We start from the raw sequence: 26012 nt of genomic DNA on the forward strand, positions 1-26012 counted from the left end.
CTGATTTGGCTGGCGAGGCGAGGCTCTAGAGTCCATATTTCAGGCTTGGCCTGCGAACCTTGGATAGGGACTCATATGTTACAGACTCGCGTTCTTCCGCCAGCCGATGGCGCTTATCAGTACCCTCTGTTGATCAAACGGCTTCTGATGTCGGGCAGCCGCTACGAAAAGACGCGTGAAATCATTTATCGCGATTGCGTTCGCTACACCTACCTTGAGCTCAATGAACGCATCTGTCGTCTGGCCAATGCGCTGACTGCGGCGGGCGTCAAGGCCGGTGATACGGTGGCTGTCATGGACTGGGACAGCCACCGTTATCTGGAATGCATGTTCGCCATCCCGATGATTGGCGCGGTGATACACACCGTCAATGTGCGTCTCTCGCCGGAGCAGATTGCCTACACCATCAACCACGCCGATGACCGCATGGTGCTGGTCAATAGCGAGTTCGTGGGGTTGTATCAAGCGATCGCCGGGCACCTGACCACGGTCGAGAAGACCCTGCTGCTGACTGACCTTCCAGACAAGACGGCCGACCTGCCGAATCTGGTCGGCGAGTACGAAGAACTGCTGGCTGCGGCCAGTCCCGAATACGCATTCGAGGACTTCGACGAAAACTCGGTCGCCACCATGTTCTATACGACCGGCACCACCGGTAACCCCAAGGGTGTCTATTTCACGCACCGTCAGCTGGTTCTGCACACGCTGGGCGTATCGACCATCATGGGCTGTATCGACAGCGTGCGTTTGCTGGGCACCGATGACGTCTACATGCCGATCACGCCGATGTTCCATGTACACGCATGGGGCATTCCCTACGCGGCGACGATGCTGGGGCTCAAGCAGGTCTATCCCGGTCGTTATGATCCCGAATTGCTGGTCGAGCTGTGGCGCAAGGAGAAGGTCACGTTCTCTCACTGCGTGCCCACCATCATGCAGATGCTGCTCAATGCCAAGGGTGCGAAGGACATCGATTTCGGCGGCTGGAAAATCATCATTGGCGGCAGCGCGCTCACGCGTACGTTGTACAAGGCCGCCAAGGCGAAGGGTATACAGCTCACGGCCGCTTACGGCATGTCCGAAACCGGGCCGCTGATTTCCGTTGCTCATATCAACGAAGAGCTCAAAGCCGGCAGTGACGAGGACCGCATCACCTATCGGATCAAGGCCGGTGTGCCGGGGATGCTGGTGGATGCGGCGATCATGGACGAGCAGGGCAACTTCCTGCCTGCCGATGGCGAAACCCAGGGCGAGCTTGTATTGCGTGCACCGTGGCTGAGCGAAAGCTACTTCCGCGAGCCGCAGAAGGGGGCCGAGCTCTGGTCTGGAGGCTGGCTGCATACCGGCGACGTCGCAACGCTGGACGGCATGGGGTTCATCGATATTCGCGACCGCATCAAGGATGTGATCAAGACGGGCGGCGAATGGATTTCTTCGCTGGAACTTGAAGACCTGTGCAGCCGCCATCCCGCCGTGCGTGAAGTGGCGGTGGTCGGTATCCCGGATCCGCAGTGGGGCGAGCGGCCGTTTGCGTTGCTGGTGGTGCGCGAAGGTCACGAACTCGACGCCAGTGTTCTGAAAGAACACCTCAAGCCTTTCGTCGAGCAAGGTCACATCAACAAGTGGGCGATTCCCAGCCAGATCGCGCTTGTTACTGAAATTCCCAAGACCAGCGTCGGCAAACTCGACAAGAAGCGAATGCGCCTGGACATCGTCGAATGGCAGAACAACAACAGCGCATTTCTTTCCACGCTCTGACCGGTTTTCATAACACGCGCCTGTCGTGCCACCGGGGGCGGCAGGCGTTTACGTCGCCGGTCTGGCGGCGCGCCTTGCCAAATCGCTAATTTAAGCCATTCTCCCCACCAGGCCTGTCGAGCTGGACCTCGGGAACAGGCGGGCCAGAGGCGTTGATGCTGCAAATCACACTTTAGAGGGATATGGCATCAACGCGTGCTGGCTATAGTCGGCATTGGGAATGAGCAAGAGCGCAACCTGCATTTTTTTGTCGTAGCCAATCGGGCTGCCTGATGAGTGTTGACGTCGTCAGTAATCGACGGCTGCGTCGTTTTTGGATGTTCCCCACTGCCATAACAATAAAAGCACAAGGAGTAGCGTCGATGACAACAACCAATCCGTTCTGGCGCCGGGCCAAATTGCCCCTGGCTGTCAGTCTTGCCTCTTCGCTCGCCGGTCCTGCTTTCGGCGTCTCGTTCAACATTGGTGAAATCGAAGGCAGCTTCGACTCCTCGCTGTCCGTCGGCGCCAGCTGGTCAACGGAGAAGGCCAACAAGAACCTGATCGGCGCCAACAATGGCGGGCGCGGTCTGTCGCAGACGTCTGACGACGGCCACTTGAACTTCAAGCGTGGGGAGACGTTTTCGAAGATCTTCAAGGGCATCCACGATCTCGAATTGAAGTACGGTGATACCGGCGTCTTCGTGCGTGGCAAATACTGGTATGACTTCGAACTCAAAGACGAAGGTCGCGAGTTCAAGGACATCAGCGACTCAGGCCGCAAAGAGGGCGCCAAGTCCTCCGGCTTCCAGCTGCTCGACGCTTTCGTGTACCACAACTATTCGATCGCCGATCAACCGGGTGCGGTGCGGTTTGGTAAACAGGTGATCAGTTGGGGCGAAAGTACCTTCATCGGCGGCGGCATCAACAGCGTCAACCCGATCGACGTCTCGGCGTTTCGCCGTCCTGGCTCGGAAATCAAGGAAGGCCTGATTCCGGTCAACATGTTCTACCTGTCACAAAGCCTGACCGACAACCTGTCTGCCGAAGGCTTTTACCAGTTGGAATGGGACCAGACGGTGGTCGACAACTGCGGCACCTTCTTTTCGCAGCCCGACGTGATCGCCGATGGCTGCGACAGTAACCTCGCCGTATTGCGCAGTCGTAGCGGCCTGAACACCTCGCTCGCAGCCGCCGGTCTTCCTGCTGCGGCACGCGGCGCGGTTTTCAACTCGCTGAGCCAGCAGGGCGTGGTGTTCGGCAACCCTGACGAAGGCGCCGTCGTGCGTCGTGGCCCTGACCGTGATGCACGTGACAGCGGCCAGTTCGGTTTTGCCCTGCGCTACAACTACGAACCGCTGGACACCGAGTTCGGCGCTTACATGATGAACTACCACAGCCGTGCGCCGATCTTCAGCGGCCGTGGCGGTTCTGCTGCCTCGTTCAGTCCGGCCGGTCTGGTGGGCTCGCTGGTGCGTAACGGCATTCCTCAGGCAACCGCCGCACGTCTGGCACCGACGTTGCTGCCCGTCGTAGTGGCCGGTAACTCCAGTTACTACGTCGAATACCCGGAAGACATCCGCCTGTATGGCCTGAGTTTCTCCACCACATTGCCCACCGGCACCGCGTGGAGTGGCGAGATCAGCTACCGTCCGAATGCGCCGGTCCAGGTCAACACCACCGACATCCTGTACTCGGGCATTTCACCGCTCAACCCCAACGTATCGCTGCTGAGCGGACAGCCCAACACCGATCAGCCAGGTTATCGCCGCAAGGAAATCACCCAGCTGCAGACCACCTTCACCCAGTTCTTCGATCAGGTCATGGGCGCCGAGCGTCTGACTCTGGTCGGCGAGGTCGGCTTCACCCACGTCGGCGGTCTGGAAAGCACCTCGAAGATTCGTTACGGCCGCGACCCGGTATACGGTCCGGGCCCGCTGCCCGGTGGGCAGTGCGCGACGCTCAACGCAGGCACTCTGACCGGCGCGGATCAGAATAACCTGAGCCGTTACTGCGAGAACGATGGCTTTACCACCGCCAACTCCTGGGGCTACCGCGCTCGCGCCATCTGGGACTACAACAGCTTCTTTGCCGGTGTGAACCTGCGGCCGAGCGTGGCCTGGTCGCATGACGTCAAGGGTTACTCGCCAGGCCCTGGCGGCAACTTCGAAGAAGGCCGCAAGGCCGTCAGTCTCGGGCTGGATGCCGAGTACCAGAACACCTATACCGCAGGCCTTTCCTACACCAACTTCTTTGATGGGAAGTACACCACGGTTGATGACCGCGACTTCGTTGCGCTCAGCTTCGGCATGAACTTCTAAGAACACGGTTTTTTCGGGATGACGATAAATATGAAAATAACAAAGGGTCTGTTGCAAGCCGGTCTGCTGGGCGTGTCGTTGTTGGCGACCAGCGTCATGGCGGCGGTGTCTGAGTCCGAAGCGGCAAAACTGGGGACGTCCCTGACGCCCATGGGGGCAGAAAAGGCCGGTAACGCGGCCAACACGATTTCGGCCTGGACGCCGATGCCGAAAAACGCCGGTGCAGTCGACAGCAAAGGTTTCCTGGCCAATCCATACGCCAGCGAAAAACCGTTGTTCACCATCACGGCGGCGAACGTCGAGCAGTACAAGGACAAACTGGCGCCTGGCCAATACGCGATGTTCAAGCGTTACCCGGACAGCTACCGGATTCCGGTGTATCCGACCCATCGCGGGGCGACCGTCCCGGATGACGTGTTCGCCGCGATCAAGCGTAACGCGACCACCACCAAGCTGGTGGGTGGCGGCAGCGGTCTGGAGAACTTCGATACGGCGATTCCGTTCCCGATCCCGTCCAACGGCGTCGAGGTAATCTGGAACCACATCACCCGTTACCGGGGCGGCAGTGTGAAGCGTCTGGTCACCCAGGCCACGCCGCAGCCCAACGGTTCCTACAGCCTGGTGTATTTCGCCGACCAGTTCGTGTTCCGCGACAAGATGCGCGATTTCGATCCGAAGAATCCGGGCAACGTGCTGTTTTACTTCAAGCAGGAAGTGACCGCTCCGGCACGTCTGGCCGGTGGCGTGCTGCTGGTGCACGAAACCCTCGATCAGGTGAAGGAACCGCGTTCGGCCTGGCTGTACAACGCCGGCCAGCGTCGCGTACGGCGCGCGCCGCAAGTGTCATATGACGGACCAGGCACCGCTTCGGATGGACTGCGTACCTCGGACAACCTGGACATGTACAACGGCGCGCCGGATCGCTACGACTGGAAACTGATCGGCAAGCAGGAAATGTATATCGCTTCCAACAGCCACAAGCTGGACGATCCGACCCTCAAGTACGCCGACATCATCAAGGCCGGTCACATCAATCAGGACCTGACCCGTTACGAGTTGCGCCGTGTCTGGCACGTGACCGCCACCCTGAAGGAAGGCCAGCGCCACATCTATGCCAAACGTGACTTCTTCATCGACGAAGACACCTGGCAGGCGGCCGTGATCGATCATTACGATGGTCGTGGCCAGTTGTGGCGTGTTGCCGAGGCGCATGCCGAAAACTACTACGACAAGCAAGTGCCGTGGTACGCCATCGAAACCCTGTATGACTTGCAGTCGGGTCGCTACGTGGCGCTGGGCATGAAAAACGAAGAGAAGCGTGCCTATGAGTTCGGCTTCACTGCGGGCACCAGCGACTTCACGCCAAACGCCCTGCGTCAGGAAGGGGTTCGTTAAACGGTAATGTGTAGCATCGTTTGATACATGACGCCTATCCGGCGTTGACGCTTCGACAGGAAAGCCCCGCTCGCGGGGCTTCTTTGCATGTTGAGGCCAGCCTTATAAGCTGTAGGAATTTTGTTACAGTCTTTTCGATGATGACCTTCAAAAGGCTCACCTAACCCGCTAGTCTCCGAGCACCGCCACGCCGAAAAAACTGATTCATACAAGAGCCGGCCATGACTGATCTGTCCCGTATGCAAGGGTTCGCAGACAGCGCGATTCCTGCGTTGGAAGGGCGATTCTTCCGACCACCACTTCCCGAAGGTCATGTTCCCAGGCCCCGCCTGTGTCAGCGTCTCAACCAAGGACTGTCCGGACGCCTGCTGCTGGTCTGCGCCCCGGCGGGGTTCGGCAAGAGTTCGCTGGCGGTCGAGTTCTGTCAGGCGTTGCCGGACAAGTGGCAGAGCGCCTGGCTGGGGTTGAGCTCAAGAGACAGCGATCCCGGACGTTTCCTCGAACGGCTGCTGAGCGGCCTGCAACAGTTTTTTCCGCAGTTGGGTGCACAGGCGATGGGGCTGCTGAAAACGCGGCAGCGCCATCAGCCTTTTGCGTTCGAGCAATGGCTGGACGGACTGCTTGACGAATTGGCCGTACACTTGCTGCTCAGTCAGCCGCTGGTGCTGGTGCTCGACGATTACCATCTCGCCCAAGGCGCAGTGCTGGATCGTTGCCTGCAGTTTTTGCTCAACCATCTGCCTGCCGGTCTGGTGATCATGGTCACCAGCCGCCAACGGCCCGACTGGCAACTGGCACGTCTGCGTCTCTCTCGCCAGCTTCTGGAAATCAACGAACACGACCTGCGGCTCACGCATGCCGAATCCATGGCATTGCTGGACAGGCACAGCCGATCACTCGATAACGAAGCCCTGCAACGGCTGATTCAGCGCAGTGAGGGGTGGGTCGCGGGGTTGCGCTTCTGGTTGCTCGCGGCCGCCGAAGCCGGTGATCACACGGCCTTGCCGCAGGCGTTGCATGGCGGTGAGGTGCTGATTCGTGAGTACTTGCTCGAGGAAGTGATCGACTGTCTGTCGGCCGAGGCTCAGGCGTTTCTTTACGACACAGCCTGCCTGGAGCGGTTTTGCGCTCCGCTGTGCGATGCCGCACGCGATACCCACGACAGCGCCGAAGTGCTGCGTTATCTGCAAGCGCATCAAGTGTTTCTGGTGCCTCTGGACGAGCACGGTCACTGGTTTCGCTACCACCATTTGTTCTCAGACCTGCTGCGCGCCCGGCAGGCGAACGGGCCGCAACAGACCCGTCTGCACCTGAACGCCTGTCGCTGGTTCAGCGCACAGGGCCTGCTCGACGAAGCCGTTGAACAGGCCCTGCGCGCCGGGCATCTGGATGTCGCGGCCAATCTGGTGCAGAACCTTTCCGAAGAACAACTGCTCGCCGAACAGAATGTCGGCATGCTGCTGCGCTGGAAGATGGACTTGCCTGACAGCCTGTTGACCAGCACGCCACGTTTGATCGTGCTCTACGCCTGGGCCCTGGGGCTGGCATGTCAGCTCGATGCGGCCGAAGAACTGGCCAATCAACTGAGCCGCTTTCTGCCTGCGCCGTCGGCCACCGCGCAGAAATCCATGCTTGCCCAGTGGCTGGCGTTGAGCGGTGTCATCGCCCGTGGCCGTGGCGACAGTGATAAAACCCGGCGCTATTGCAGCGAGGCCTTGTCCAGTCTCCCGAAAAAACGCTACGGCCAACGGCTGGTATGTCTGTCGACGCTGGCCAACCTGGCCATCGCCCAAGGCGACTTGTGGCGCGCCAGGGCACTCAACCGCGAGGCACTGGAACTGGCGCAGCGGGTCTCGAATCCGCTGTTCGAGGCGCTCGCGCATTACGACCGTGCCAGAGCCTTGCAGGCGCGGGGCGAGATTCTCCGGGCGCTCGATGAGGTACGCCGGGGGTTGCAGCGGCTGAAGGGACTTTCGCCGTCGCGGCTGTATGCCGTTCGTGCACGCTTGACCCTGTACGAAGGGTACCTGCTCACGCTGCGCATGCAGGTGGACGCCGGTCGGGCAAAACTGCTGGCCGGTCTGGCCGAAGCGCATGCCTGCCGCGATATCAGTGTGCTCATCGGACATTGCGTGATTGCTACGATAGAAGGCTGCAACGGACGGTTTGCCGAAGCCTTCGCCGAGCTGGCCGAGGCCGAGCGGCTGATGCATATATGGGACGTACCGCCGATCTACTACCTGGCCATGATCACTCTGGTCAAATGCGAACTCTGGCTCGCGCAGGGCCGTACCGATCTGGCCGAAGCCTGGCTGTTGCGCCTGACCCAGACTTACACTGGCGAGCTGGCGGCCGGCGCTCCCGAATGCCATCCGCAATTGCCACAACACATCGAACTGCAGCGGGCCTTGCTGGACCGGATTCGTGGCGATCAGGGCGCCAGCGAGCAACGTCTTCAGGCCCTTGAAGAACATGCCGAACACACCGGCGCGCAGTTGATGAACCTGATCGCTCTGATCCAGCATGTCGGTCTGCTGTTGAGCATGGAGCGCCACGATGAGGCGCGAGACTGCCTGATGCGCAGCCTGCCCATGGCAGCGGGTGGCGCACTGATGCCGTTTCGCACGCTGTTGGCCGACCATCCGCAGTGGCTTCGCGAACACTTGTTGCGGGCGTCGCACTGTCCGGTGCGCGAGGCACTGCTTGAGCAGCTTCCAACGTGCTCGGCGCGCCTCGTGGTAGACACGGTACATGGCAGCGACTGCCTGAGCGTGCGTGAGCTGGATGTGTTGCGGCTGATTGCGCAAGGCTGCTCGAACCAGCAAATCAGCGAGCAGTTGTTCATTTCGCTGCACACCGTGAAAACCCATGCCAGCCACATCAACAGCAAGCTGGGCGTCGAGCGGCGTACCCAGGCGGTGGCAAGAGCCAAGGCGCTCGGATTGTTGGGCGAGTGACCGGTCGGCTCAGTCCGGTCTGCTTTGCGACCAGTAATGATCCACGCTTTCCAGACCCCAATCGGCAGGCAGCTCGATCTTGATGATGGTGTCCCGATCTCCGTCACTGGCCAGGTCCAGCACCTGCGGCGCAAAGGTCTTGCGGGTGCGCGCGGACATGAACACCTTTACTTTGGGCAGCAGCAGTGAGCTTTCGCTTTGCTCGACCACCACGCCCAGGCGTCCGCTTTCCAGCCGCACGAATGCACCCACCGGGTAGATGCCGACGGTCTTGACGAAGTTCTGGAAGACCCGCTCATCGAAGTGTCCCTTCCAGGACGCCATTTCACGGATCGAATGCGCGACGCCCCAGCCTTTTTTGTAAGGCCGGTCGGAGGTGATGGCGTCATACACATCGCAGACTGCGCTCATTCGGGCGAACAGGCTGATCTGCGATCCCTGCAAACCATGGGGATAGCCCGAGCCGTCGATTTTTTCGTGATGATGCAGGCAGACGTCCATGACCGGCGCCGCGACCGGCAGGTTTTCTTCGAGGATTTTCAGGCCCAGCTCGGGATGCGCCTTGACCTGTTCGAATTCTTCGCGGGTCAGCCTGCTGGGTTTGTTCAGCACTTCCGGCGCGATCATCATTTTACCAACGTCGTGCATCAGGCCGGCGACGCCTGCCTCGCGTACCTGATCGTCCTGCATGCCCATGCGTCTGGCCAGCGCCACCATCAGTGCGCAGACTGCAACCGAGTGCATGTAGGTGTATTCGTCGGAGGTCTTCAGGCGTGACAGGCTGATCAATGCATGAGGGTGACGCAGGATCGAGTTGGAAATTTCATCGACCAGCAGTTGCACGTCGTCCATTTGCATCGCCTGACCCATGCGGGCTTCGGTGAACATGGTCATGACCACATCCCGCGCCCGGCCACAGATGGCTTTTGCGCGTGCAATTTCTTTTTCCAGGCTGACCGCAGCGGTCTCGCTCGCGGCGATCACGGATTCAGTGGCTGCGGCGTGGTCGCAACCCTGACGCGTATCGATCCAGACTTCCAGGGTGTCGGAAGCCTGGATGCGCCTGAGCACTTCGTTATCGTGAAGAATGGTTTCGACGTGCGTTATCCAGAAGGGATCACTGTTCCACGGTCGGCAGAACTTGTGGATGTGCATGCCAAGGGTGAGTTCGGTAACAGGGATTTTTTTCAGCATGTTCAGTCACCCGGATAGTGGGCGACGGAACAGGCGCACGGGAGTGGCGGCATTACGGCCGCTGTCTGGAAAAACGCCCTGGTACTGGCAATGCCTGGACTGTGGATCGACATGACTTCACCTCAATGACTGCAAGGATCATCCTGATCGCGTATCGCCAGTATAAGCAGCACTGTGGGAAAAAATCTTGTGTATTTAACTGACGTCAATAAGTTGAGTGGCGGGCCTCTTTCAGTTAAATCAATGCCTTGCGTCGAGTGTTTTTCTGACGTCAGAAAGTCATAAAAAACAATGAACACTGGCGGTCTGTTTCTTACCGCAAACCACAGGTCGACACTGTCTCAAGGGGCCGAAACAGTACCGGGCAACGGGTGATAACGGCGTCCGAAATACACCAGCGCATCCGACTCGCTCGCGTGGCGGATGTCCTGCACTTCGCAGAACAGAATGTCGTGGGTGCCGACGCTGACTGACTGAGTGATCCGACAATCGAGCGCCAGTTTGGCGCCGTCGAGCATTGGCGCTCCGGTGCCGCCTTCCAGCCACTGACCGCCCGCAAAGCGTTCCGCTTGCGACGTCTTGCCGCCGAACAGACTGGACAGCGCCTGCTGTTCATGACCCAGGGTGTTGACGCACAGTGCGCCATTGCCCACGAATGCGTCGTAGACCGAGGCGCTGCGATTGATGCACACCAACAACGTCGGCGGCTGATCCGTCACGCTGCACACGGCAGTGGCGGTGAACCCGGCGCGGCCGTGCTCGCCGTCGGTGGTGATGACGTTGACAGCCGCAGCCAGGCTGGACATGGCTTCTCGGAACTGCAATTGAGTGACCGCAGGCGATGGCGCGGACTCGGCTGGGCGGATCTCGGAGGGTGTATGCATGGCGGTGGTCCTTCAGGCCTGGGCGCTGAGAAAGTCGAGCAGGGCTCGGTGAAAGGGCTGCGGATCAGTGATGTTCGAGGCGTGGCCGCCGTACTCCAGCAGCACCAGGCTGGCATCGGGCAAGGTGTCGGCCAGGTGCTGTGAACGCTGCCACGGCACCAGCATGTCGTCACGGTTGGCGATCAGCAGGGTCGGGGTGCGTATGTCTGCCAGACCGGTCTCGATGTCGAAGCTTTCCAGGGCGTGGATCCGTCGTAGCAGCGTGTCGGTGTCGGGGAAATGCGCCAGTGCGTGCGCTTCGTCACTGTCCAGCCGTGGCGTGTTGGCGGCGATCCAGTCGGCCGGATACAGAAACAAGGCCTGGGCTTGCACGTAGGCCTCAGGCCCGCTGTTCAGCAACAGCTTTTTGCGGACCGAAAAGCAACGGGCACTGTGCGGATTGGGACTGCTCCAGGCGTTGATCAACACCTGACTTTGCATCAGTTGTGGGCGCAGCAACGACAGCTCCAGTCCGACCAGCCCGCCCAGCGCATGGCCCATGAAATGGCAGCGTTGTATGCCCAGCGAGTCGAGCAGGTCCAGCAGTTCCAGGGCCATGTGCCTGATCGAATAATCGGTCGGCAACACAGCAGGGCTGCGCCCGGTGCCAGCGTGGTCGTAGACCAGCACCTGAAAATCCCGGGTCAGGATCGGCAGGTCGTCGGCCCAGTACCGACCGGAGCCGCCCAATCCTGAACTGAGTACCAGCGTCGGTGCATCTGCCCGTTGAGAGGCTTGAATTTCATGGAACATGCGCACGCTCCAGGTGGGCGGCCAGCGCCTACGGTCGAGGTTCAGCCGATGTGAGCAATGCTGGCGATTTCGATCAGCGCTTCGGGTTTGACCAGACCGCACTGAATGCAATAGCGCGCCGGTTTCTCGCCCGCGAAATACTCGGCATAGACTTCATTGACCTTGGCGTAATCGGCCCAGTCGCGAATCATGATCATGTTGAAGGTCACGTCATCCATCGTGCCGCCCGCAGTTTCGATCACGCTCTTGATGGTTTCCAGCACATGGCGGGTCTGGGCAGTGGCGTCGCCGACGTGCACCACGTTGTTGTCCTTGTCGAAGGGCAGGGTGCCCGACACGTACAGCACGCCGTCGGCCATTGAACCGGGTACGAACGGGGCGATAGGCGTGGTGGTGCCAGCAGGAATGATCGCTTTCTTGGTCATGCAAAGGTCCTCACGAAGGTTGCCCGAGCGGGCTGAAAGTGGTGCAGAAATCGTCGACGCTGGACACCCAGCCGAAGAAGGTTTCGATGTTGAACAGCGCGGCCTGTTGGGCGAATTCCGGGCCTGCCTGGTGGGTGGCGTCAGCCAGGACTATGCCGAAATATTCCAGGTGAAACCCGTCGCGCAAGGTCGATTCGACACAGACGTTGGTGGCGATGCCGGTGAACACCAGATTGCGAATGCCCCGGCTGCGCAGCACGCTGTCGAAGCTGGAGTTGAAGAAACCGCTGTAGCGGATCTTCGGCACCACGATGTCGCCGGGTTCAGGCGTCAGTTCGTCGACCAGTTGATAATCCCAGCCGCCCTTGGCCAGCAACTGACCTTCCAGTTCGGGGCGTTTGCGCATGGTTTTCAGGGCATTGGATTTGTGCCAGTTGGGCGAACCGGGGCCGCCTGCCTCGACATAGGCCGGGTCCCAGCCGTTCTGAAAGAAGATCACCGGAATGCCTGCTGCACGTGCGGCTGCACAGGCTTTTTTGATGTTGGCGATCACAGGACCCGTGCTGCTGACATCGAACCCCGCCAGGTCCAGATAGCCACCGAGCGATGCGTAGGCGTTCTGCATGTCGACCACCACCAGCGCCGTCTCGCCCGCTTTCATGCGCAAGGCTTCGGGACGGGCGGGCAGGTCGCGGGCGGGTTGCAGGTCGGGCGGCAAATCCACCCCGGCGATCGTTGCAGGAGCATTCATCAGACCACCTCCTTGAGCGGGAGAACGTGACTGCGACTGCTCATCAACGGCTGAATCTTCTGGCCGAAATCCTCGACGCCCTTGACGAAATCATCGAAGGTCAACATCACGCCTTGAGTGCCGGGGACGCTGGCGACTTCATCGAGCATGCGCGCCACGTTGGCCCAGGAACCAACCAGCGTGCCCATGTTGATATTGACCGCCGAAGTCGGGTCGGCCATCTGGCGCAGGTTCGAACCGGCGCTCTTGTCCGCCGAGCCTTTGTCGCTCAGCCAGGCGATGGCTTCCTCGTCGGCGCCTTCCTTGATGTGCTCCCAGCGCGCTCGTGCGGCTTCGTCCGTGTCGTCGGCAATGATCATGAACAGCACGCAGGAGGTGACGTTGCGGCCGGTTTTTTCGTTGGCTTCGATCAGCTTCTGTGCGGTGGGCGCGAAAGCGGTCGGGGTGTTCACACCTTTGCCGAAGCAGAAGTTGTAATCGGCGTACTGCGCCGAGAACGCCATGCCCGCTTCACTCTGACCGGCGCAGATCAGCTTCATGTCGGCTTGCGGGCGCGGACTGACGCGGCAGTCCTGCATGCTGAAATGCTCGCCCTTGAAGTCGCTGCTGCCGGTGGCCCACAAATCACGCAACACCTGCGCGTACTCGGCCAGGTATTCGTAACGCGTGTGAAAGAACTCGTCGCCCGGCCACAGGCCCATCTGTTCGTATTCGGGTTTCTGCCAGCCGGTGACCAGATTGATGCCGAAACGGCCGTTGGAAATCGAGTCGATGGTCGAGGCCATTCGCGCAGCGATTGCAGGTGGAATGGTCAGGGTCGCGACGGTCGCGAACAACTGGATCTTGCTGGTCACGGCGGCAAGTCCCGCCATGAGCGTGAAAGCCTCAAGGTTGTGTTCCCAGAACTGCGTCTTGCCGCCGAAGCCGCGCAGTTTGATCATCGACAGCGCGAAGTCGAAACCGTAACCCTCGGCCTTCTGCACGATCTGTTTATTGAGGTCGAAGGTCGGCATGTACTGTGGCGCGTTGCTGGAAATCAGCCAGCCGTTGTTGCCAATGGGGATGAAGATACCGATGTCCATATGAGGCCTCTCTGCGATAGTCGGTGCATGCCCCAGGGACAACGGGCGGCACATGAACCAAATTTGCATTAAGCGGGCCAGGTTTTATTTGTCGTTTTTATTCAGATGGTTACGAAATTATCGGTGTTGAATCGGACCATTTGGTCTGGATTAGAGCACTTGGTTTGTGCAGCGCGCACGCTGATGGGGCGTGCGCCGGATAAATGCGCGGTCCGTGCGGCATTCATAGCGACAAGGTGTGTCTGCCCGTTAAGATGCCTGCTCATTTCGGCATTGCTGGTTGGACGTGCGTGAACAAGAAACCTCCCGTGACAGAGCCCGCAGGCAAGCGCGTGCGCAAGGTCAAGCCTGAGAAGGTCGTCAAGGCGACCCGCGAACCCAGTGCGTCGGCCCTCAAGCGCCGCATGCGTCTGATGGAAGGCAAGCGCAGCGTGATTCTCGACGCGGCGCTGGAAATTTTCTCCCGCTATGGCGTGCATGGCAGCAGCCTGGATCAGGTCGCGAGCCTGGCGGACGTGTCCAAGACCAACCTGCTTTATTACTTCAGCAGCAAGGACGATCTGTACCTGAACGTGCTGCGTCAGTTGCTCGAGGTATGGCTCAGTCCCCTGCTGCATTTCACTGCCGACAAACAGCCGGAACAGGCCATTGGTGCCTATATAAAGGCCAAGCTGGAAATGTCCCGCGATCACCCTGCCGAGTCACGGCTGTTCTGCATGGAAGTGATGCAGGGGGCGCCACTGATTCAGGGCGAGTTGCAGCATCCGTTGCGTGACACGGTGCAGGCCAAGGTGGCGGTGATTCAGCACTGGATCGACAGCGGTCAACTGGCGGCCATCAACCCGCATCACCTGATCTTCTCGCTGTGGGCGACCACCCAGCATTACGCTGATTTCCGTACCCAGGTCGAAGCCGTCACCGGCAGAACGCTGGATGATCCCGAGTTCTTCGAGGAGGTTCTGGGGAGCCTGCGCAGCATGATCCTCGACGGCATCCTGCCGCGTAGTGCCTGACGCGGGTCCTGTGCACGCACTTGCGCTGCGCAGTCGTCACCCGTTCTGCACAAACCAAGTGCTCTGAATCGGACCATCTGATCCGCTTTTGAGCGGACGTTTAGCGCAGGTGTTTGTTTCATGGCGTTTTTTTCAGAGTGGCATGGATGCTGCTATGGCCTCCAGGGTCGGCCCCGCGCTGTTCTTGCAGGCCATTACCCTCAGGAAAACGTCTATGTACAAGAAACTGTTGCCCGGGACATTGTGTGCGGCTGTCGCGTTGGGGATGGGCAGCCTTGCCCAGGCGGAAGGTTTGACCCTCAAGGGCCCGGCGAAAATCGCCATGGTGTACATCAGTCCGCGCAACGACGGAGGCTGGACCCAGGCATTCGACGAAGCCCGGCAAAAACTGGAAAAGGACCTGGACACCAAAATCCAGTACGTCGAAAGCGTTCCGGAAAACGCGGCTGCGATTACGCCTGTGGTCGACCGCCTGATCGCACGGGGCGCCAACATCATTGTCGGCACCGCGTTCGGTTATTCGGACACCTTCCTGACGCTGGCCAAAAAATACCCGCAAGTGGCATTCCTCAACGGCTCGGGCACCACCAACGCGCCCAACCTGGAATCCTTCTACGGTCGCACCTACGAAAGCCAGTACCTGTGCGGTATGGCGGCCGGTGCTGCATCGAAGACCGGCAAGCTGGGCTTTGTCGCGGCCAATCCTTTCGGTCAGGTCAATTGGACTATCAATGCCTACGAACTCGGCGCACGGCAGATCAACCCCAAGGCGACAGTCACGGTGATCTACACCGGTGCCTGGAACGACCCGGTCAAAGAGCGCGCCGCGACCATGGCGTTGATCGATAACGGGGTCGATGTGGTCGGCCAGCATGTCGACAGCCCGACGCCACAGATCGTCGCGCAGGAACGGGGCATTCATGGCACCGGTTACCACCGCGACCTCAGCGAGTTTGCGCCTAAGGCGACGATCTGTTCATCGATGTGGGTCTGGGACCGTTTCCTGGGGCCTGAACTCAAGAAAGTCATCGCTGGCAACTGGACGCCGGCCGCCAACGGCGCGCTGCTGTCGATGGAGCAGGGCGGAACGGATATCAGCCTTACCAAGGACCCAATCATCTCAACGGACGACCGGCAGAAAATCGAGGCCGAGCGTGCTGAACTGCTGGCCGGTCGCAAGATTCTCTACAGCGGCCCGATGGCGGATCGCGATGGCAAGGAACGCATCGCCGCCGGACAGAAAATGTCCGACGCGGATCTGTGGAAAATGGACTGGTTCGTCGAAGGCGTGATGACCCAGCAATGAGTCAGGTCAACGCGCTCCAACTCACCGGCATCAGCAAATCCTTCGACGGCTTCAAGGCGCTGATCGACGCCGATTTAACCGCACACTGGGGCGAAGTCCATGCGCTGCTGGGGGAAAACGGCGCAGGCAAATCGTCGCTGATGAACATCGCTGCCGGGTTGTACGCACCGGAAACCGGCTCGCTGCTAATCGATGACAACCCGGTTCAGCTTCACGGGCCCAAGGACGCGAGCCGCTATCGGATCGGCATGGTGCATCAGCACTTCAAACTGGTGAAACCGTTCACCGTGGCGCAGAACATCCTGTTGGGGCTGCGTGAGCAACCGGGCGAAGGCAGTTATCGCAAGCGTCTGCGGGCACTGGAGCAGGAGATTGTCAGCAAGGCCGGGGAGTTGGGGTTTGCGCTGGATCCGACCCGCAGCGTCGACAGCCTGTCGGTGGCCGAGCAGCAGCGAGTCGAGATTCTCAAGGTGCTGCTGGCCGGGGCGCGCATCCTGATTCTCGATGAGCCCACAGCGGTGCTCACCGATCAGGAGGCCGAACGTCTGTTGTTGACCGTGCAGGCCTTTGCCCGGCAGGGCGCGGCGGTGATTCTGGTGACCCACAAAATGGCCGATGTGAAGCGCTACGCCGATCGGGTGACTGTGATGCGCGGCGGTCGCACGATCCAGACCCTCGACCCGCAGAGCGTCAGCGTTCAGCAACTGGTGCAACTGACGGTGGGCGATTCCGCGCCAGCCAGTGAACCAGGCCCGCTGACGCCGGGTGAAGTGCGCCTGCAGGTTCGCAACCTGCGCAGTGTCGCGGGTGGCAATGCGCTTCAAGGCGTGGACATGACGCTGCGCGCCGGGCAGATCTATGGCATCGCAGGTGTTGGCGGCAACGGTCAGGCGGAACTGGCCAATGCGCTGATGGGGCTGCCGCAGCCCACTGAAGGCGAGATCCATCTGGCGCAGTTCGGCGATCTGCGCACGGCGTCGGTCGAGCAGCGACGGCAGTTGCGCATCGCCGCAATTCCAGCCGATCGCTACGGTGCGGCGCTGGCCGGTTCGTTGTCGGTGGCCGAGAATTTCGGCATCGGCAATATCCATGGCGGCCAGTACGGCTCGTTCTGGCGCATGCGCTACAAACGGCTGAAACAGGACGCGCAACAGGCTGTGGCGGATTTCGACGTGCAAGGCGTACGTTCGCTCGAGCAAAAGGCCGCGCTGTTATCGGGCGGCAACGCACAGAAACTGGTGATCGCTCGCGAATTCAGTCGCGACCCGCACTTGGTGCTGGTCCACAGCCCGAGCCGGGGGCTGGACGTGCGCGCCACGCAGGCGGTGCACGAGCGGCTGCGCGCTGCGCGAGCCGGCGGCGCGGCGGTGCTGGTGATCAGCGAAGACCTGGATGAGGTTCTGGCCCTGTCTGACCGTATCGGTGTAATGAACGGCGGGCGCATCGTCGCCGAGTTCGAGCAGCCCGCCGATCGTCAGGCTATTGGCAAAGCGATGGTGAGCCATGACTGAATCGACCGTTCTGCAACCCATGGACGAAGGACGACGGCCTTTGCTGGCGCGGCGTTATGCACTGGAAATCCGCCAGCAGACCGGCTGGCCTTTGCAAGCGCTGATCATTGGGCTGGCGCTGTTGATCGGCCTGGCGATCTGCACCGCGATACTGGTCATGTCGGGTGTTCCGGCAGGCGAGCTGCTCAACGAGTTCGTCATGCAGACGGTATTCGATGCCCAGAATTTCAAGGCCGTGCTGTTTCAGGCATCGCCCATGATCATGGTCGGGCTGGCGGGCTGCATGGCGTTTCGGGCACGTTTCTGGAACCTTGGGCTGGAAGGCCAGATGATCTGGGGCGCGATCGGTGCCACGGCCATTTCATTGTTCGATGTCGGGCCTGAGTTTCTGCGCCTGCCGTTGATGATGGCGGCCGCGATGGTTTGCGCGATGCTCTGGAGCCTGGGTCCGGTCCTGTTGAAGCTCAAGTGGCAGGTCAATGAAATCATCTCGACCCTGATGCTCAATTACATCGCCGCCAACTTCCTGCTGCATCTGGTGTATGGCAGTTGGAAAGATCCACGCGACAACTTCCCCTATTCACCTGCGTTGCGCAGTTTCGAACGCTTGCCGGATCTGTTCGCCGGGTACAACGCGGCCATCCTGCTGGCGTTGCTGGTCATGCTGCTGACCCTGTGGTTCGTCGGTATCTCCAGGGCAGGTCTGTACCTGCGCTTTGTCGATGCCAATCCGAAAGTGGCGGGAGCCGTCGGGGTTCCGGTGCGCAAGATGATCATGGGGACGGTGCTGCTGTCGGGTGCGCTGGCAGGGTTGGCAGGCTTTGTCGTGACCGCAGGGCAGGAAGGGCGCCTCACTCAGTCGTTCTATCAGGGCTATGGGTTTTCCGGGATTCTCATCGCCTTTCTGGCCCGCAACAATCCGGTCGCGGCGACTGTCGTGGCACTGCTGATCGCCATGTTGTTCGTGGCGGGGCGCAATCTGCAGGTGTTTTATCAGATCCCGTTTTCGATGGTGCAATTGATTCAGGCGATTCTGGTGATCTGCGTCGCCTCATCCGACTTCTTCATCCGCCATCGTCTGCGGCGCATTCAGGCAGGAGCACGTTGATGGACCTTCTTTCGCACTGGTTGGGCAGCGCTCCGGATTTCGCCGTGCCTTTCGCGCTGGCCGCGCTCGGCCTGATTCTCATCGAACGCTCTGGCGTGCTGGCATTGGGGGTCGAAGGCATGATGCTGGTGGGCGCACTGGCGGGTATCGGCATGCAGTTGACTGTCGGCTCGCCCGGTATTTCCCTGTTGGCGTCGATGGCAGCGGCAGGCGCAGTCTCGTTGCTGTTCGCCGCGATGGTGCTGGTGCTGCGCATCAATCAGGTCATTGCGGGATTGGCACTGGTGTTTTTCTGCCAGGGCCTGACAGGTTTGCTGGGCACGCTTCTGGGCTGGACCAATCGCCCGGTCAGCGGTTTGCAGGCCGTGGAGTTGTGGCCACTGTCGGAATTGCCCGTGGTGGGCAAGGTGTTCTTGCAGAATCCGCTGGTGTACCTGACGGTCTTGATCTTCATCGCCGTGGTCTGGTTGCTGGAGCGCACACGCACCGGTTTGCGCTTGCGGGCGGTGGGCGAGAATCCGCAGGCTGCCGATGCGGCAGGGATTTCGGTGCTGGGGTATCGGCTGGCGGCTATCGTTGCGGGCTCGGCGCTGATGGGGCTGGCGGGTGGCTTTATCGCGGTGCTCAGCACCAAGATGTGGATTGCCGACATGACCGGCGGGCGTGGCTGGATCGCCGTTTCGCTGGTGATCTTCGCACGCTGGTCGCCGTGGCGGGCCTTGGCGGGCGCGCTGTTGTTCGGTGGCATCGAGGCGCTGATTCCGCAACTGGCGGCAACCGGGGTGAAATTGCCACAGTATTTCGTGCTGATGACGCCCTATGCAGTCACCTTGCTGGTGATGGTCTGGGTGGCCGCCGGCAGGCGTCCATCATCGAGCCAGCCGGGTGCACTCGGTGAGCCCTTCATACGCGAGGAACGACGTTGAGACGCCAGCCCGTGGGCGGTTCAGGCCGGGTTAAGGAATTTTTGACAGGCGCCATGCTCTAATCGGTCACTAGCGTTCGTCCAACCCAGGAGCTTCTGAATGTTCATTTCGCGTCGTTTGATTATTGCCGCTACCGCCGTGGCCATGCTTTCCGGCTGTGCGACGTCGTCCAATCCCTACGACAATCAGGGTCAGGCTCAAAGCTCCGGTGGCATGAACAAAACTGCCAAGTATGGCGGACTGGGCGCTCTGGCCGGTGCGCTGGCCGGTGCTGCCATCGACCACAACAGTCGTGGTAAAGGTGCATTGATCGGTGCTGCCGTGGTGGGTGCCGCATCGGCCGGTTACGGTTATTACGCAGACAAGCAGGAAGCGGCGCTGCGTGCCAGCATGGCCAATACCGGGGTCGAAGTGCAGCGTCAGGGTGACCAGATCAAGTTGATCATGCCGGGCAACATCACCTTCGCCACCGACTCGTCCGCGATTGCCAGCAGCTTCTATTCGCCACTCAACAACCTGGCGAGTTCACTCAAGCAGTTCAATCAGAGCAACATTGAAATCATTGGCTACACCGACAGCACCGGCAGCCGCCAGCACAACATGGACCTGTCGCAGCAGCGCGCCCAGAGCGTCGCGACTTACCTGACGTCGCAGGGTGTCGATCAATCTCACCTGTCGGTTCGCGGCGCAGGTCCTGACCAGCCGATTGCCAGCAACGCCGACGCCAATGGTCGTGCGCAAAACCGTCGTGTAGAGGTCAACCTCAAGCCGATTCCTGGCCAGCAGTATCAGCAATACCAGCAGTAAGTCTCACCTGCTCGAAACCTGATCGCGTCCATCCGGCGTGATCAGGTCTGGCAGTTGTGGAGCAGCATTCCCACGCAAGCTCGCTCCCGCTTCGGTCGGCTATCCGCGATACCGCTCGTGCATCCGATCCAGCAAGGCGTCTTTCTCTTCCCACAACGCGTTGATCCATTGCTGGAATTCCAGGCGGTATTCACCGTCCTGATCGTAATTCCTGCCGATGAACTGCGACGGAATTTTGATCTCTTCGAAGTGGGCGACCACCTCTTTCACTCTGCCGCACAGCAGGTCCCAGTAGCCGGGCTGGCCGCCGGGGTAGTGGATGGTGACGTTGATGATCGACTCCAGCTGTTCGCCCATCGCATCCAGCACAAAGGCGATGCCGCCCGCCTTGGGTTTGAGCAGGTGGCGGAAGGGTGAGTTCTGTTCGGCGTGTTTGCCGGTGGTGAAGCGCGTGCCTTCCGCAAAGTTGAAGATGCCGACCGGATTGTGGCGAAACTTCGCGCAGGTGCGGCGCGTGGTTTCCAGATCCTTGCCTTTCTTTTCCGGGTGTTTAGCCAGGTAGGCTTTCGAATAGCGCTTCATGAACGGAAAGCCCAACGCCCACCATGCCAGACCGATTACCGGAACCCAGATCAACTCCTGCTTGAGGAAGAACTTCAGGGGCCGGATGCGCCGGTTCAACACGTATTGCAGGACCATGATGTCGACCCAGCTCTGATGGTTGCTGGTCACCAGATACGAATGTTTGTAGTCCAGCCCTTCAAGGCCGGTCAGGTGCCAGCGGGTGTTGCACAACAGCCGGATCCACGCATTGTTGTTGCCGATCCAGGTTTCCTGGATATGGCTCATCATCCAGTCGGTAAGCCGCCGGGCGGCGGAGAAGGGCAGGCAGATCTTGAAGATTGTGACCACGAACAGCACCGTACAGCAGACGATGGTGTTCAGCGCCAACAGCAGCGAGGCGATGACGCCGCGCAATGGGGCAGGCAGGAAATCCATGAAGGACAAAGCTCCGGAGAGTGATCGGATGCCGCAGCTTCATCTGCGGCATCGTGAGTGTGTATCAGGCCAGTGTGTCGGCCTGAATGGCGGTCAACGCAATGGTGTAAACGATATCGTCAACCTGAGCGCCACGCGGCAAATCGTTCACCGGCTTGCGCAGGCCCTGCAGCATCGGCCCCAGACTCACGCAATCGGCGCTGCGCTGCACCGCCTTGTACGTGGTGTTGCCGGTGTTCAGGTCCGGAAACACGAACACGTTGGCGCGTCCCGCGACCGGGCTGTCGGGTGCCAGTTGCCGGGCGACGTGCTCATTGGCGGCGGCATCATACTGCAGAGGCCCGTCGATCAATAGATCACGTCGGGTTTCGCGGGCCAGTTGCGTGGCTTCACGAACTTTTTCGACTTCATCGCCGCTGGCCGAGTTGCCACTGGAGTAACTGATCATCGCCACCCGCGGCGCAATCCCGAACGCAGTGGCCGATTCGGCGCTTTGCAGGGCGATCTCGGCCAGTTCGCTGGCGCTCGGGTGCGGGTTCATGATGCAGTCGCCGTAGACCAGCACTTGCTCGGGAAACAGCATGAAAAACACCGATGACACCAAGGTGCAGCCCGGCGCGGTCTTGATCAGTTGGAGGGCCGGGCGAATGGTGTTTGCGGTCGAGTGCACGACTCCGGACACCAGGCCATCGACCTCGTCCAGCGCCAGCATGACCGTGCCGATCACCACCGTATCTTCAAGCTGCTGCTCGGCCATTGGCGCGTTCAGGCTCTTGCTCTTGCGCAACTCCACCATCGGCGCGATGTAGCGTTCGCGAATCAGGTCCGGATCGAGAATCTCAAGGCCCGGCGGCAGCTCGATACCGTGGGCCTGCGCAATGGCGTGTACCTCTTCGGGTCGGGCCAGCAACACACAACGAGCGATGCCGCGTGCCTGGCAGATCGCTGCCGCCTGAATGGTCAGCGGCTCGTTGCCTTCCGGCAATACAATCCGCTTGTTGGCCGATTGCGCACGCTGGATCAACTGATAGCGGAACACCGCAGGCGACAGGCGCAATTCCCGAGGGGTGCCGCAGCGCTGGTGCAGCCAGTTCGCATCCAGATGGCTGGCAACGAAGTCAGTGATGATTTCCGCCCGCTCGCGGTCATCGATGGGGATTTCCTTGTTCAACTGATTGAGGCGATTGGCCGTGTCGTACGAGCCCGTGCTCACCGACAACACCGGCAGACCGGCCTGCAGCGCGCCGCGGCACAGTTCCATGATGCGCGGATCGGGCACGGTGTCGCTGGTCAGCAACAGACCGGCCAGCGGCACGCCATTCATCGCTGCGAGGCTGACGGCGAGGATGATGTCGTCACGGTCGCCCGGCGTCACCACCAATACGCCCGGCTTGAGCAGAGGCACGGTATTGAGCACGGTGCGTGCGCAGATGATGATTCTGGTCATGCGACGCTGATCGTAATCACCTGCATTGAGCACTTGAGCGCCCAGCAATTCGGCGACATCACGGGTACGCGGCGCATTCAGTTCGGCCTGATAGGGAATGCAGCCCAGCAGACGGAAATCGCCGTTGCGCAGCAGTGGCGAATGCTCTTTCAGGCGCGCAGCGAAAACTTCCATGCTTTCGTCGGTGCGCACCTTGTTGAGGATCACGCCCAGCACTTTCGGGTCCTTGGGACCGCCGAACAGTTGGGCCTGCAATTCGACGCGTCCGGACAACTCGGTCAGCACTTCGTTTTCTGGCGCAGAGACCAGAATCACGTCGGCATCCAGACTCTTGGCCAGGTGCAGGTTGACACGCGCGGCATAGCTGGCGCTGCGCGTCGGCACCATGCCTTCGACCACTAGAACGTCTTTGCCGACGGCCGCCTGTTGATAGAGATTGATGATTTCTTCGAGCAGCTCATCGAGCTGCCCGTCACCCAGCATGCGCTCGACGTGTGCAAGGCCCAAGGGCTTGGGGGGCTTGAGGCCGTGGGTACGGGCCATCAGTTCGGTCGAGCGCTCCGGGCCCAGATCACCGGGATGCGGCTGGGCGATAGGCTTGAAAAAACCCACTTTCAGGCCAGCGCGCTCCAGGGTGCGTACCAGGCCGAGGCTGATGGAGGTCAACCCCACCCCGAAATCGGTGGGGGCGATGAAAAACGTCTGCATACTGGCTTCTCGATTGAGCAGTGCAAGGGTCGCGGCGCATTCACCCACCGGCCGACCGAAAAAAGGCAGGGAACCGTCTATCGCGGTTCCTCATCGCCAAGACTATCGTTATCCGAGGCTTTAGCACACCAGCCACATTCAAAGCCCTGGCCCGTTCTGCGACGGCGCTGAGCCGGGTCCAGCACCCAGGCTCGCGACTGCCAGGGCGGCTGATGGCGCAGGTGCTGGGTGTGGCCGCAGGACAGTACCGCAATCCAGTGTCCGTCTTCATCCTGTCGGAAATCGATAACCGTTGAATTTTCCAATCGGGGCCGTCTGTCAGAGTTGCGTTCGCTTTCGGGCGATGGCTTGGTTAAACTTGCTCGTTCTTCAATCTTAAGCAAAGGTCTTGTCCCCATGCCGATCGCCGCCAATAAGGCTGTCTCCATTGACTATACCCTGACCAACGACGCTGGTGAGGTCATCGACAGCTCCGCCGGTGGCGCGCCGCTGGTTTACCTGCAAGGTGCCGGCAACATCATTCCGGGCCTGGAAAAGGCACTGGACGGCAAAGACGTCGGTGACGAGCTGAAAGTCGCCATCGAGCCGGAAGATGCCTACGGCGAATACTCCGCCGAACTGGTCAGCACCCTGAGCCGCAGCATGTTCGAAGGCGTCGACGAACTCGAAGTGGGCATGCAGTTCCACGCTTCGGGTCCTGACGGCAGCATGCAGATCGTCACCATTCGCGATCTGGATGGCGATGACGTCACCGTTGACGGCAACCACCCGCTCGCCGGTCAACGCCTGAACTTCGAAGTGAAGGTCGTGAACATTCGCGATGCCAGCGAAGAAGAAGTGGCTCATGGCCACGTTCATGGCGAAGGCGGCCATCATCACTGATTTGTGCTGCTAAGCTCAGATCACTGACAAAGGCGCTCTGGCTGTTGCGCGGTGACGACTTTCGTTACGCGTTCGGCCATTGCGCCTTTTCGGGTTCTGGCGCAAGGTTCAGGCTTCAAGGGGGTTCTTCATGAGTGCTTTTCACGACATCAAGCTGAAAGCGCTGAATGGCCAGGAGCTTTCACTGGCACCGTTCAGGGACAAGGCGGTTCTGGTTGTCAATGTCGCTTCCAAATGCGGGCTTACACCGCAATATGCAGCGCTTGAAAACCTTTACCAGCAATACAAGGACAAGGGCCTGATGATTCTCGGGCTGCCCTGCAACCAGTTTGCAGGTCAGGAGCCGGGCACCGAGAAAGAAATCGGTGATTTCTGCGAGCTCAACTACGGTGTCACCTTTCCTCTGGGCGAAAAGCTTGAGGTCAATGGACCTCAGCGCCATCCGCTCTACCGTTTGCTGGCGGGTGAGGGGGCCGAGTTTCCCGGTGATATCACCTGGAATTTCGAAAAATTTCTGGTTCGTCAAAGCGGTGAAGTGATCGCGCGTTTCTCGCCGCGCACGGCGCCGGACGATCCTGCCGTCATCCAGGCTATCGAAAAGGCCTTGGGGCTGAACTGACTGTCTGCGCGGGTGGCCTGCAACAGCTCGGCCGCCCCTTGTCCTTACCGCTTCTAAGCTCAAATCAGTCAAATCAATAGTACTGGGCCTTCGCTCAGGGTACGCCCTATGCTGCGTTTCTGATTCGGCACTACGCGCCGGATCGCGAACGATCAACCCTTTTCGGAGACCCCGCGCATGCCGGTAAAAGCCTTGTTCACACCCTTTCATCTGGGCAGCCTGGAATTATCGTCACGTGTGGTCATGGCGCCGATGACGCGCTCTTTCTCGCCAGGGCATGTGCCGAACTCGAAGGTCATCGAATACTACCGTCGACGTGCCGCCGCCGGTGTCGGGTTGATCATTACCGAAGGCACGACGGTGAATCACAAGGCCGCCAACGGTTATCCCGACGTTCCGCAGTTTTTCGGTGAGGCGCCGCTGGCCGGCTGGAAAAAAGTGGTGGAGGCCGTGCACGCCGAGGGCGGCAAGATCGCTCCGCAGCTCTGGCATGTGGGGTCGGTTCGTCGGCTGGGCACCGAGCCGGATGGCAGCGTGCCGGCCTATGGACCGATGGAGAAGGTCAAGGACGGGCAGGTACTGGTCCACGGCATGAGCCAGCAGGACATCGACGACGTCGTCGCCGCATTTGCCCAGGCCGCCGCCGACGCCAAGGCCATTGGCATGGATGGCGTGGAGATCCATGGGGCACATGGTTACCTGATCGACCAGTTCTTCTGGGAAGGCAGCAACCAGCGCGAGGACGAATACGGCGGCAGTCTGGCCAATCGTTCGCGTTTCGCGATCGAGTTGATCCAGGCGGTCCGCGCTGCGGTCGGGCCTGATTACCCGATCATCTTCCGTTTCTCACAGTGGAAGCAGCAGGATTACACCGCACGTCTGGTGCAAACCCCTGAAGCCCTGGGCGAATTCCTGCAATCGCTGTCGGACGCTGGCGTGGACATCTTCCACTGTTCCACGCGGCGTTTCTGGGAGCCGGAGTTCGACGGCTCGGACCTGAACCTGGCCGGCTGGACCCGCAAGCTGACCGGCAAGCCGACCATCACCGTCGGCAGCGTCGGGCTGGACGGCGAGTTTCTGCAGTTCATGGTCAATACCGACAAGATTGCCCAGCCCGCCAGTCTGGAAAAGCTGCTGGAGCGCCTGGG

General features: G+C 60.3%; 22 protein-coding genes. 13 read left to right on the forward strand and 9 right to left on the reverse strand.

The window, feature by feature from the left end:
- Positions 1-75 precede the first annotated feature (75 nt).
- From BZK31_RS22530 to BZK31_RS22545, 4 genes are all read left to right on the forward strand, one after another.
- Positions 76-1758, forward strand: coding sequence for a fatty acid--CoA ligase (locus BZK31_RS22530; protein WP_083185514.1), 1683 nt, complete (start codon positions 76-78; stop codon positions 1756-1758).
- Positions 1759-2120: 362 nt separating this feature from the next.
- On the forward strand, positions 2121-4058 hold the full coding sequence (locus BZK31_RS22535) for a DUF1302 domain-containing protein (RefSeq protein WP_083185515.1): 1938 nt from the start codon (positions 2121-2123) through the stop codon (positions 4056-4058).
- Between the two features lie 30 nt (positions 4059-4088).
- The gene (locus BZK31_RS22540) at positions 4089-5453 is read left to right on the forward strand and encodes a DUF1329 domain-containing protein (protein WP_083185516.1); all 1365 of its coding nucleotides are present in this window, start codon (positions 4089-4091) and stop codon (positions 5451-5453) included.
- 221 nt (positions 5454-5674) lie between these two features.
- The gene (locus BZK31_RS22545) at positions 5675-8410 is read left to right on the forward strand and encodes a winged helix-turn-helix domain-containing protein (protein WP_083185517.1); all 2736 of its coding nucleotides are present in this window, start codon (positions 5675-5677) and stop codon (positions 8408-8410) included.
- Positions 8411-8419: 9 nt separating this feature from the next.
- On the opposite strand, the gene BZK31_RS22550 is transcribed toward BZK31_RS22545, so the two are convergent.
- The 6 genes from BZK31_RS22550 to rutA form a co-directional block, all read right to left on the reverse strand.
- Complete coding sequence (locus tag BZK31_RS22550; RefSeq protein ID WP_083185518.1) at positions 8420-9604, reverse strand: HD-GYP domain-containing protein; 1185 nt, start codon at positions 9602-9604, stop codon at positions 8420-8422.
- Positions 9605-9945: 341 nt separating this feature from the next.
- Positions 9946-10488 carry an NADH-dependent FMN reductase RutF gene (gene rutF / locus BZK31_RS22555; protein WP_083185519.1) on the reverse strand — a complete coding sequence of 181 codons (543 nt, stop codon included), beginning with the start codon at positions 10486-10488 and terminating at the stop codon, positions 9946-9948.
- Positions 10489-10500: 12 nt separating this feature from the next.
- Positions 10501-11280 (reverse strand): pyrimidine utilization protein D, encoded by a 780-nt coding sequence (gene rutD / locus BZK31_RS22560; RefSeq protein WP_083185520.1) that lies wholly within the window; start codon positions 11278-11280, stop codon positions 10501-10503.
- A gap of 41 nt (positions 11281-11321) precedes the next feature.
- Positions 11322-11705, reverse strand: a complete 384-nt coding sequence (gene rutC / locus BZK31_RS22565) for a pyrimidine utilization protein C (protein WP_083185521.1) — start codon at positions 11703-11705, stop codon at positions 11322-11324.
- Between the two features lie 10 nt (positions 11706-11715).
- Positions 11716-12456 carry a pyrimidine utilization protein B gene (gene rutB / locus BZK31_RS22570; RefSeq protein WP_083185522.1) on the reverse strand — a complete coding sequence of 247 codons (741 nt, stop codon included), beginning with the start codon at positions 12454-12456 and terminating at the stop codon, positions 11716-11718.
- Positions 12456-13538: a pyrimidine utilization protein A gene (gene rutA / locus BZK31_RS22575; RefSeq protein WP_083185523.1), complete on the reverse strand. Its 1083-nt coding sequence runs from the start codon at positions 13536-13538 to the stop codon at positions 12456-12458. Before rutA ends, rutB begins: the two co-directional genes overlap by 1 nt.
- 254 nt (positions 13539-13792) lie before the next feature.
- On the opposite strand from rutA, the gene rutR reads away from it, so the two are divergent.
- The 6 genes from rutR (at position 13793) to BZK31_RS22605 (ending at position 20209) form a co-directional block, all read left to right on the forward strand.
- The gene (gene rutR / locus BZK31_RS22580; protein WP_083185524.1) at positions 13793-14551 is read left to right on the forward strand and encodes a pyrimidine utilization regulatory protein R; all 759 of its coding nucleotides are present in this window, start codon (positions 13793-13795) and stop codon (positions 14549-14551) included.
- A gap of 214 nt (positions 14552-14765) precedes the next feature.
- A complete protein-coding gene (locus BZK31_RS22585) occupies positions 14766-15857 on the forward strand; it encodes a BMP family ABC transporter substrate-binding protein (RefSeq protein WP_083185525.1) in 1092 nt (363 codons plus the stop codon).
- Positions 15854-17368: an ABC transporter ATP-binding protein gene (locus BZK31_RS22590; RefSeq protein ID WP_083185526.1), complete on the forward strand. Its 1515-nt coding sequence runs from the start codon at positions 15854-15856 to the stop codon at positions 17366-17368. The genes BZK31_RS22585 and BZK31_RS22590 overlap by 4 nt, the downstream gene beginning before the upstream one ends.
- Positions 17361-18476: an ABC transporter permease gene (locus tag BZK31_RS22595; protein ID WP_083185527.1), complete on the forward strand. Its 1116-nt coding sequence runs from the start codon at positions 17361-17363 to the stop codon at positions 18474-18476. Before BZK31_RS22590 ends, BZK31_RS22595 begins: the two co-directional genes overlap by 8 nt.
- Positions 18476-19402 carry an ABC transporter permease gene (locus BZK31_RS22600; RefSeq protein WP_083185528.1) on the forward strand — a complete coding sequence of 309 codons (927 nt, stop codon included), beginning with the start codon at positions 18476-18478 and terminating at the stop codon, positions 19400-19402. Before BZK31_RS22595 ends, BZK31_RS22600 begins: the two co-directional genes overlap by 1 nt.
- A gap of 99 nt (positions 19403-19501) precedes the next feature.
- A complete protein-coding gene (locus BZK31_RS22605; RefSeq protein WP_083185529.1) occupies positions 19502-20209 on the forward strand; it encodes a YiaD family glycine zipper/OmpA-like lipoprotein in 708 nt (235 codons plus the stop codon).
- 99 nt (positions 20210-20308) lie between these two features.
- On the opposite strand, the gene BZK31_RS22610 is transcribed toward BZK31_RS22605, so the two are convergent.
- From BZK31_RS22610 to BZK31_RS29755, 3 genes are all read right to left on the reverse strand, one after another.
- A complete protein-coding gene (locus tag BZK31_RS22610; RefSeq protein WP_083185530.1) occupies positions 20309-21208 on the reverse strand; it encodes an acyltransferase in 900 nt (299 codons plus the stop codon).
- Positions 21209-21272: 64 nt separating this feature from the next.
- A complete protein-coding gene (pta, locus tag BZK31_RS22615) occupies positions 21273-23363 on the reverse strand; it encodes a phosphate acetyltransferase (protein ID WP_083185531.1) in 2091 nt (696 codons plus the stop codon).
- A gap of 77 nt (positions 23364-23440) precedes the next feature.
- Positions 23441-23746 carry a DUF3565 domain-containing protein gene (locus BZK31_RS29755; RefSeq protein ID WP_208617225.1) on the reverse strand — a complete coding sequence of 102 codons (306 nt, stop codon included), beginning with the start codon at positions 23744-23746 and terminating at the stop codon, positions 23441-23443.
- A gap of 13 nt (positions 23747-23759) precedes the next feature.
- Here BZK31_RS29755 and BZK31_RS22625 point away from each other — a divergent pair, with 13 nt between their 5' ends.
- From BZK31_RS22625 to BZK31_RS22635, 3 genes are all read left to right on the forward strand, one after another.
- Positions 23760-24245 (forward strand): FKBP-type peptidyl-prolyl cis-trans isomerase, encoded by a 486-nt coding sequence (locus BZK31_RS22625; RefSeq protein ID WP_083185532.1) that lies wholly within the window; start codon positions 23760-23762, stop codon positions 24243-24245.
- Between the two features lie 130 nt (positions 24246-24375).
- Positions 24376-24864, forward strand: coding sequence for a glutathione peroxidase (locus BZK31_RS22630; RefSeq protein WP_083185533.1), 489 nt, complete (start codon positions 24376-24378; stop codon positions 24862-24864).
- 177 nt (positions 24865-25041) lie between these two features.
- The coding region (locus BZK31_RS22635; protein WP_083185534.1) for an NADH:flavin oxidoreductase at positions 25042-26012 on the forward strand (971 nt) is incomplete at its 3' end.

The sequence above is a fragment of the Pseudomonas floridensis genome, assembly GCF_002087235.1.
GTDB lineage: Bacteria > Pseudomonadota > Gammaproteobacteria > Pseudomonadales > Pseudomonadaceae > Aquipseudomonas > Aquipseudomonas floridensis.

Excerpts from the sequence above, each read along its gene's own strand:
- BZK31_RS22530 (WP_083185514.1), top strand. The coding sequence starts at position 76 with ATGTTACAGACTCGCGTTCTTCCGCCAGCCGATGGCGCTTATCAGTAC.
- BZK31_RS22535 (WP_083185515.1), top strand. The coding sequence starts at position 2,121 with ATGACAACAACCAATCCGTTCTGGCGCCGGGCCAAATTGCCCCTGGCT.
- BZK31_RS22540 (WP_083185516.1), top strand. The coding sequence starts at position 4,089 with ATGAAAATAACAAAGGGTCTGTTGCAAGCCGGTCTGCTGGGCGTGTCG.
- BZK31_RS22545 (WP_083185517.1), top strand. The coding sequence starts at position 5,675 with ATGACTGATCTGTCCCGTATGCAAGGGTTCGCAGACAGCGCGATTCCT.
- BZK31_RS22550 (WP_083185518.1), bottom strand. The coding sequence starts at position 9,604 with ATGCTGAAAAAAATCCCTGTTACCGAACTCACCCTTGGCATGCACATC.
- rutF (WP_083185519.1), bottom strand. The coding sequence starts at position 10,488 with ATGCATACACCCTCCGAGATCCGCCCAGCCGAGTCCGCGCCATCGCCT.
- rutD (WP_083185520.1), bottom strand. The coding sequence starts at position 11,280 with ATGTTCCATGAAATTCAAGCCTCTCAACGGGCAGATGCACCGACGCTG.
- rutC (WP_083185521.1), bottom strand. The coding sequence starts at position 11,705 with ATGACCAAGAAAGCGATCATTCCTGCTGGCACCACCACGCCTATCGCC.
- rutB (WP_083185522.1), bottom strand. The coding sequence starts at position 12,456 with ATGAATGCTCCTGCAACGATCGCCGGGGTGGATTTGCCGCCCGACCTG.
- rutA (WP_083185523.1), bottom strand. The coding sequence starts at position 13,538 with ATGGACATCGGTATCTTCATCCCCATTGGCAACAACGGCTGGCTGATT.
- rutR (WP_083185524.1), top strand. The coding sequence starts at position 13,793 with ATGCCTGCTCATTTCGGCATTGCTGGTTGGACGTGCGTGAACAAGAAA.
- BZK31_RS22585 (WP_083185525.1), top strand. The coding sequence starts at position 14,766 with ATGTACAAGAAACTGTTGCCCGGGACATTGTGTGCGGCTGTCGCGTTG.
- BZK31_RS22590 (WP_083185526.1), top strand. The coding sequence starts at position 15,854 with ATGAGTCAGGTCAACGCGCTCCAACTCACCGGCATCAGCAAATCCTTC.
- BZK31_RS22595 (WP_083185527.1), top strand. The coding sequence starts at position 17,361 with ATGACTGAATCGACCGTTCTGCAACCCATGGACGAAGGACGACGGCCT.
- BZK31_RS22600 (WP_083185528.1), top strand. The coding sequence starts at position 18,476 with ATGGACCTTCTTTCGCACTGGTTGGGCAGCGCTCCGGATTTCGCCGTG.
- BZK31_RS22605 (WP_083185529.1), top strand. The coding sequence starts at position 19,502 with ATGTTCATTTCGCGTCGTTTGATTATTGCCGCTACCGCCGTGGCCATG.
- BZK31_RS22610 (WP_083185530.1), bottom strand. The coding sequence starts at position 21,208 with ATGGATTTCCTGCCTGCCCCATTGCGCGGCGTCATCGCCTCGCTGCTG.
- pta (WP_083185531.1), bottom strand. The coding sequence starts at position 23,363 with ATGCAGACGTTTTTCATCGCCCCCACCGATTTCGGGGTGGGGTTGACC.
- BZK31_RS22625 (WP_083185532.1), top strand. The coding sequence starts at position 23,760 with ATGCCGATCGCCGCCAATAAGGCTGTCTCCATTGACTATACCCTGACC.
- BZK31_RS22630 (WP_083185533.1), top strand. The coding sequence starts at position 24,376 with ATGAGTGCTTTTCACGACATCAAGCTGAAAGCGCTGAATGGCCAGGAG.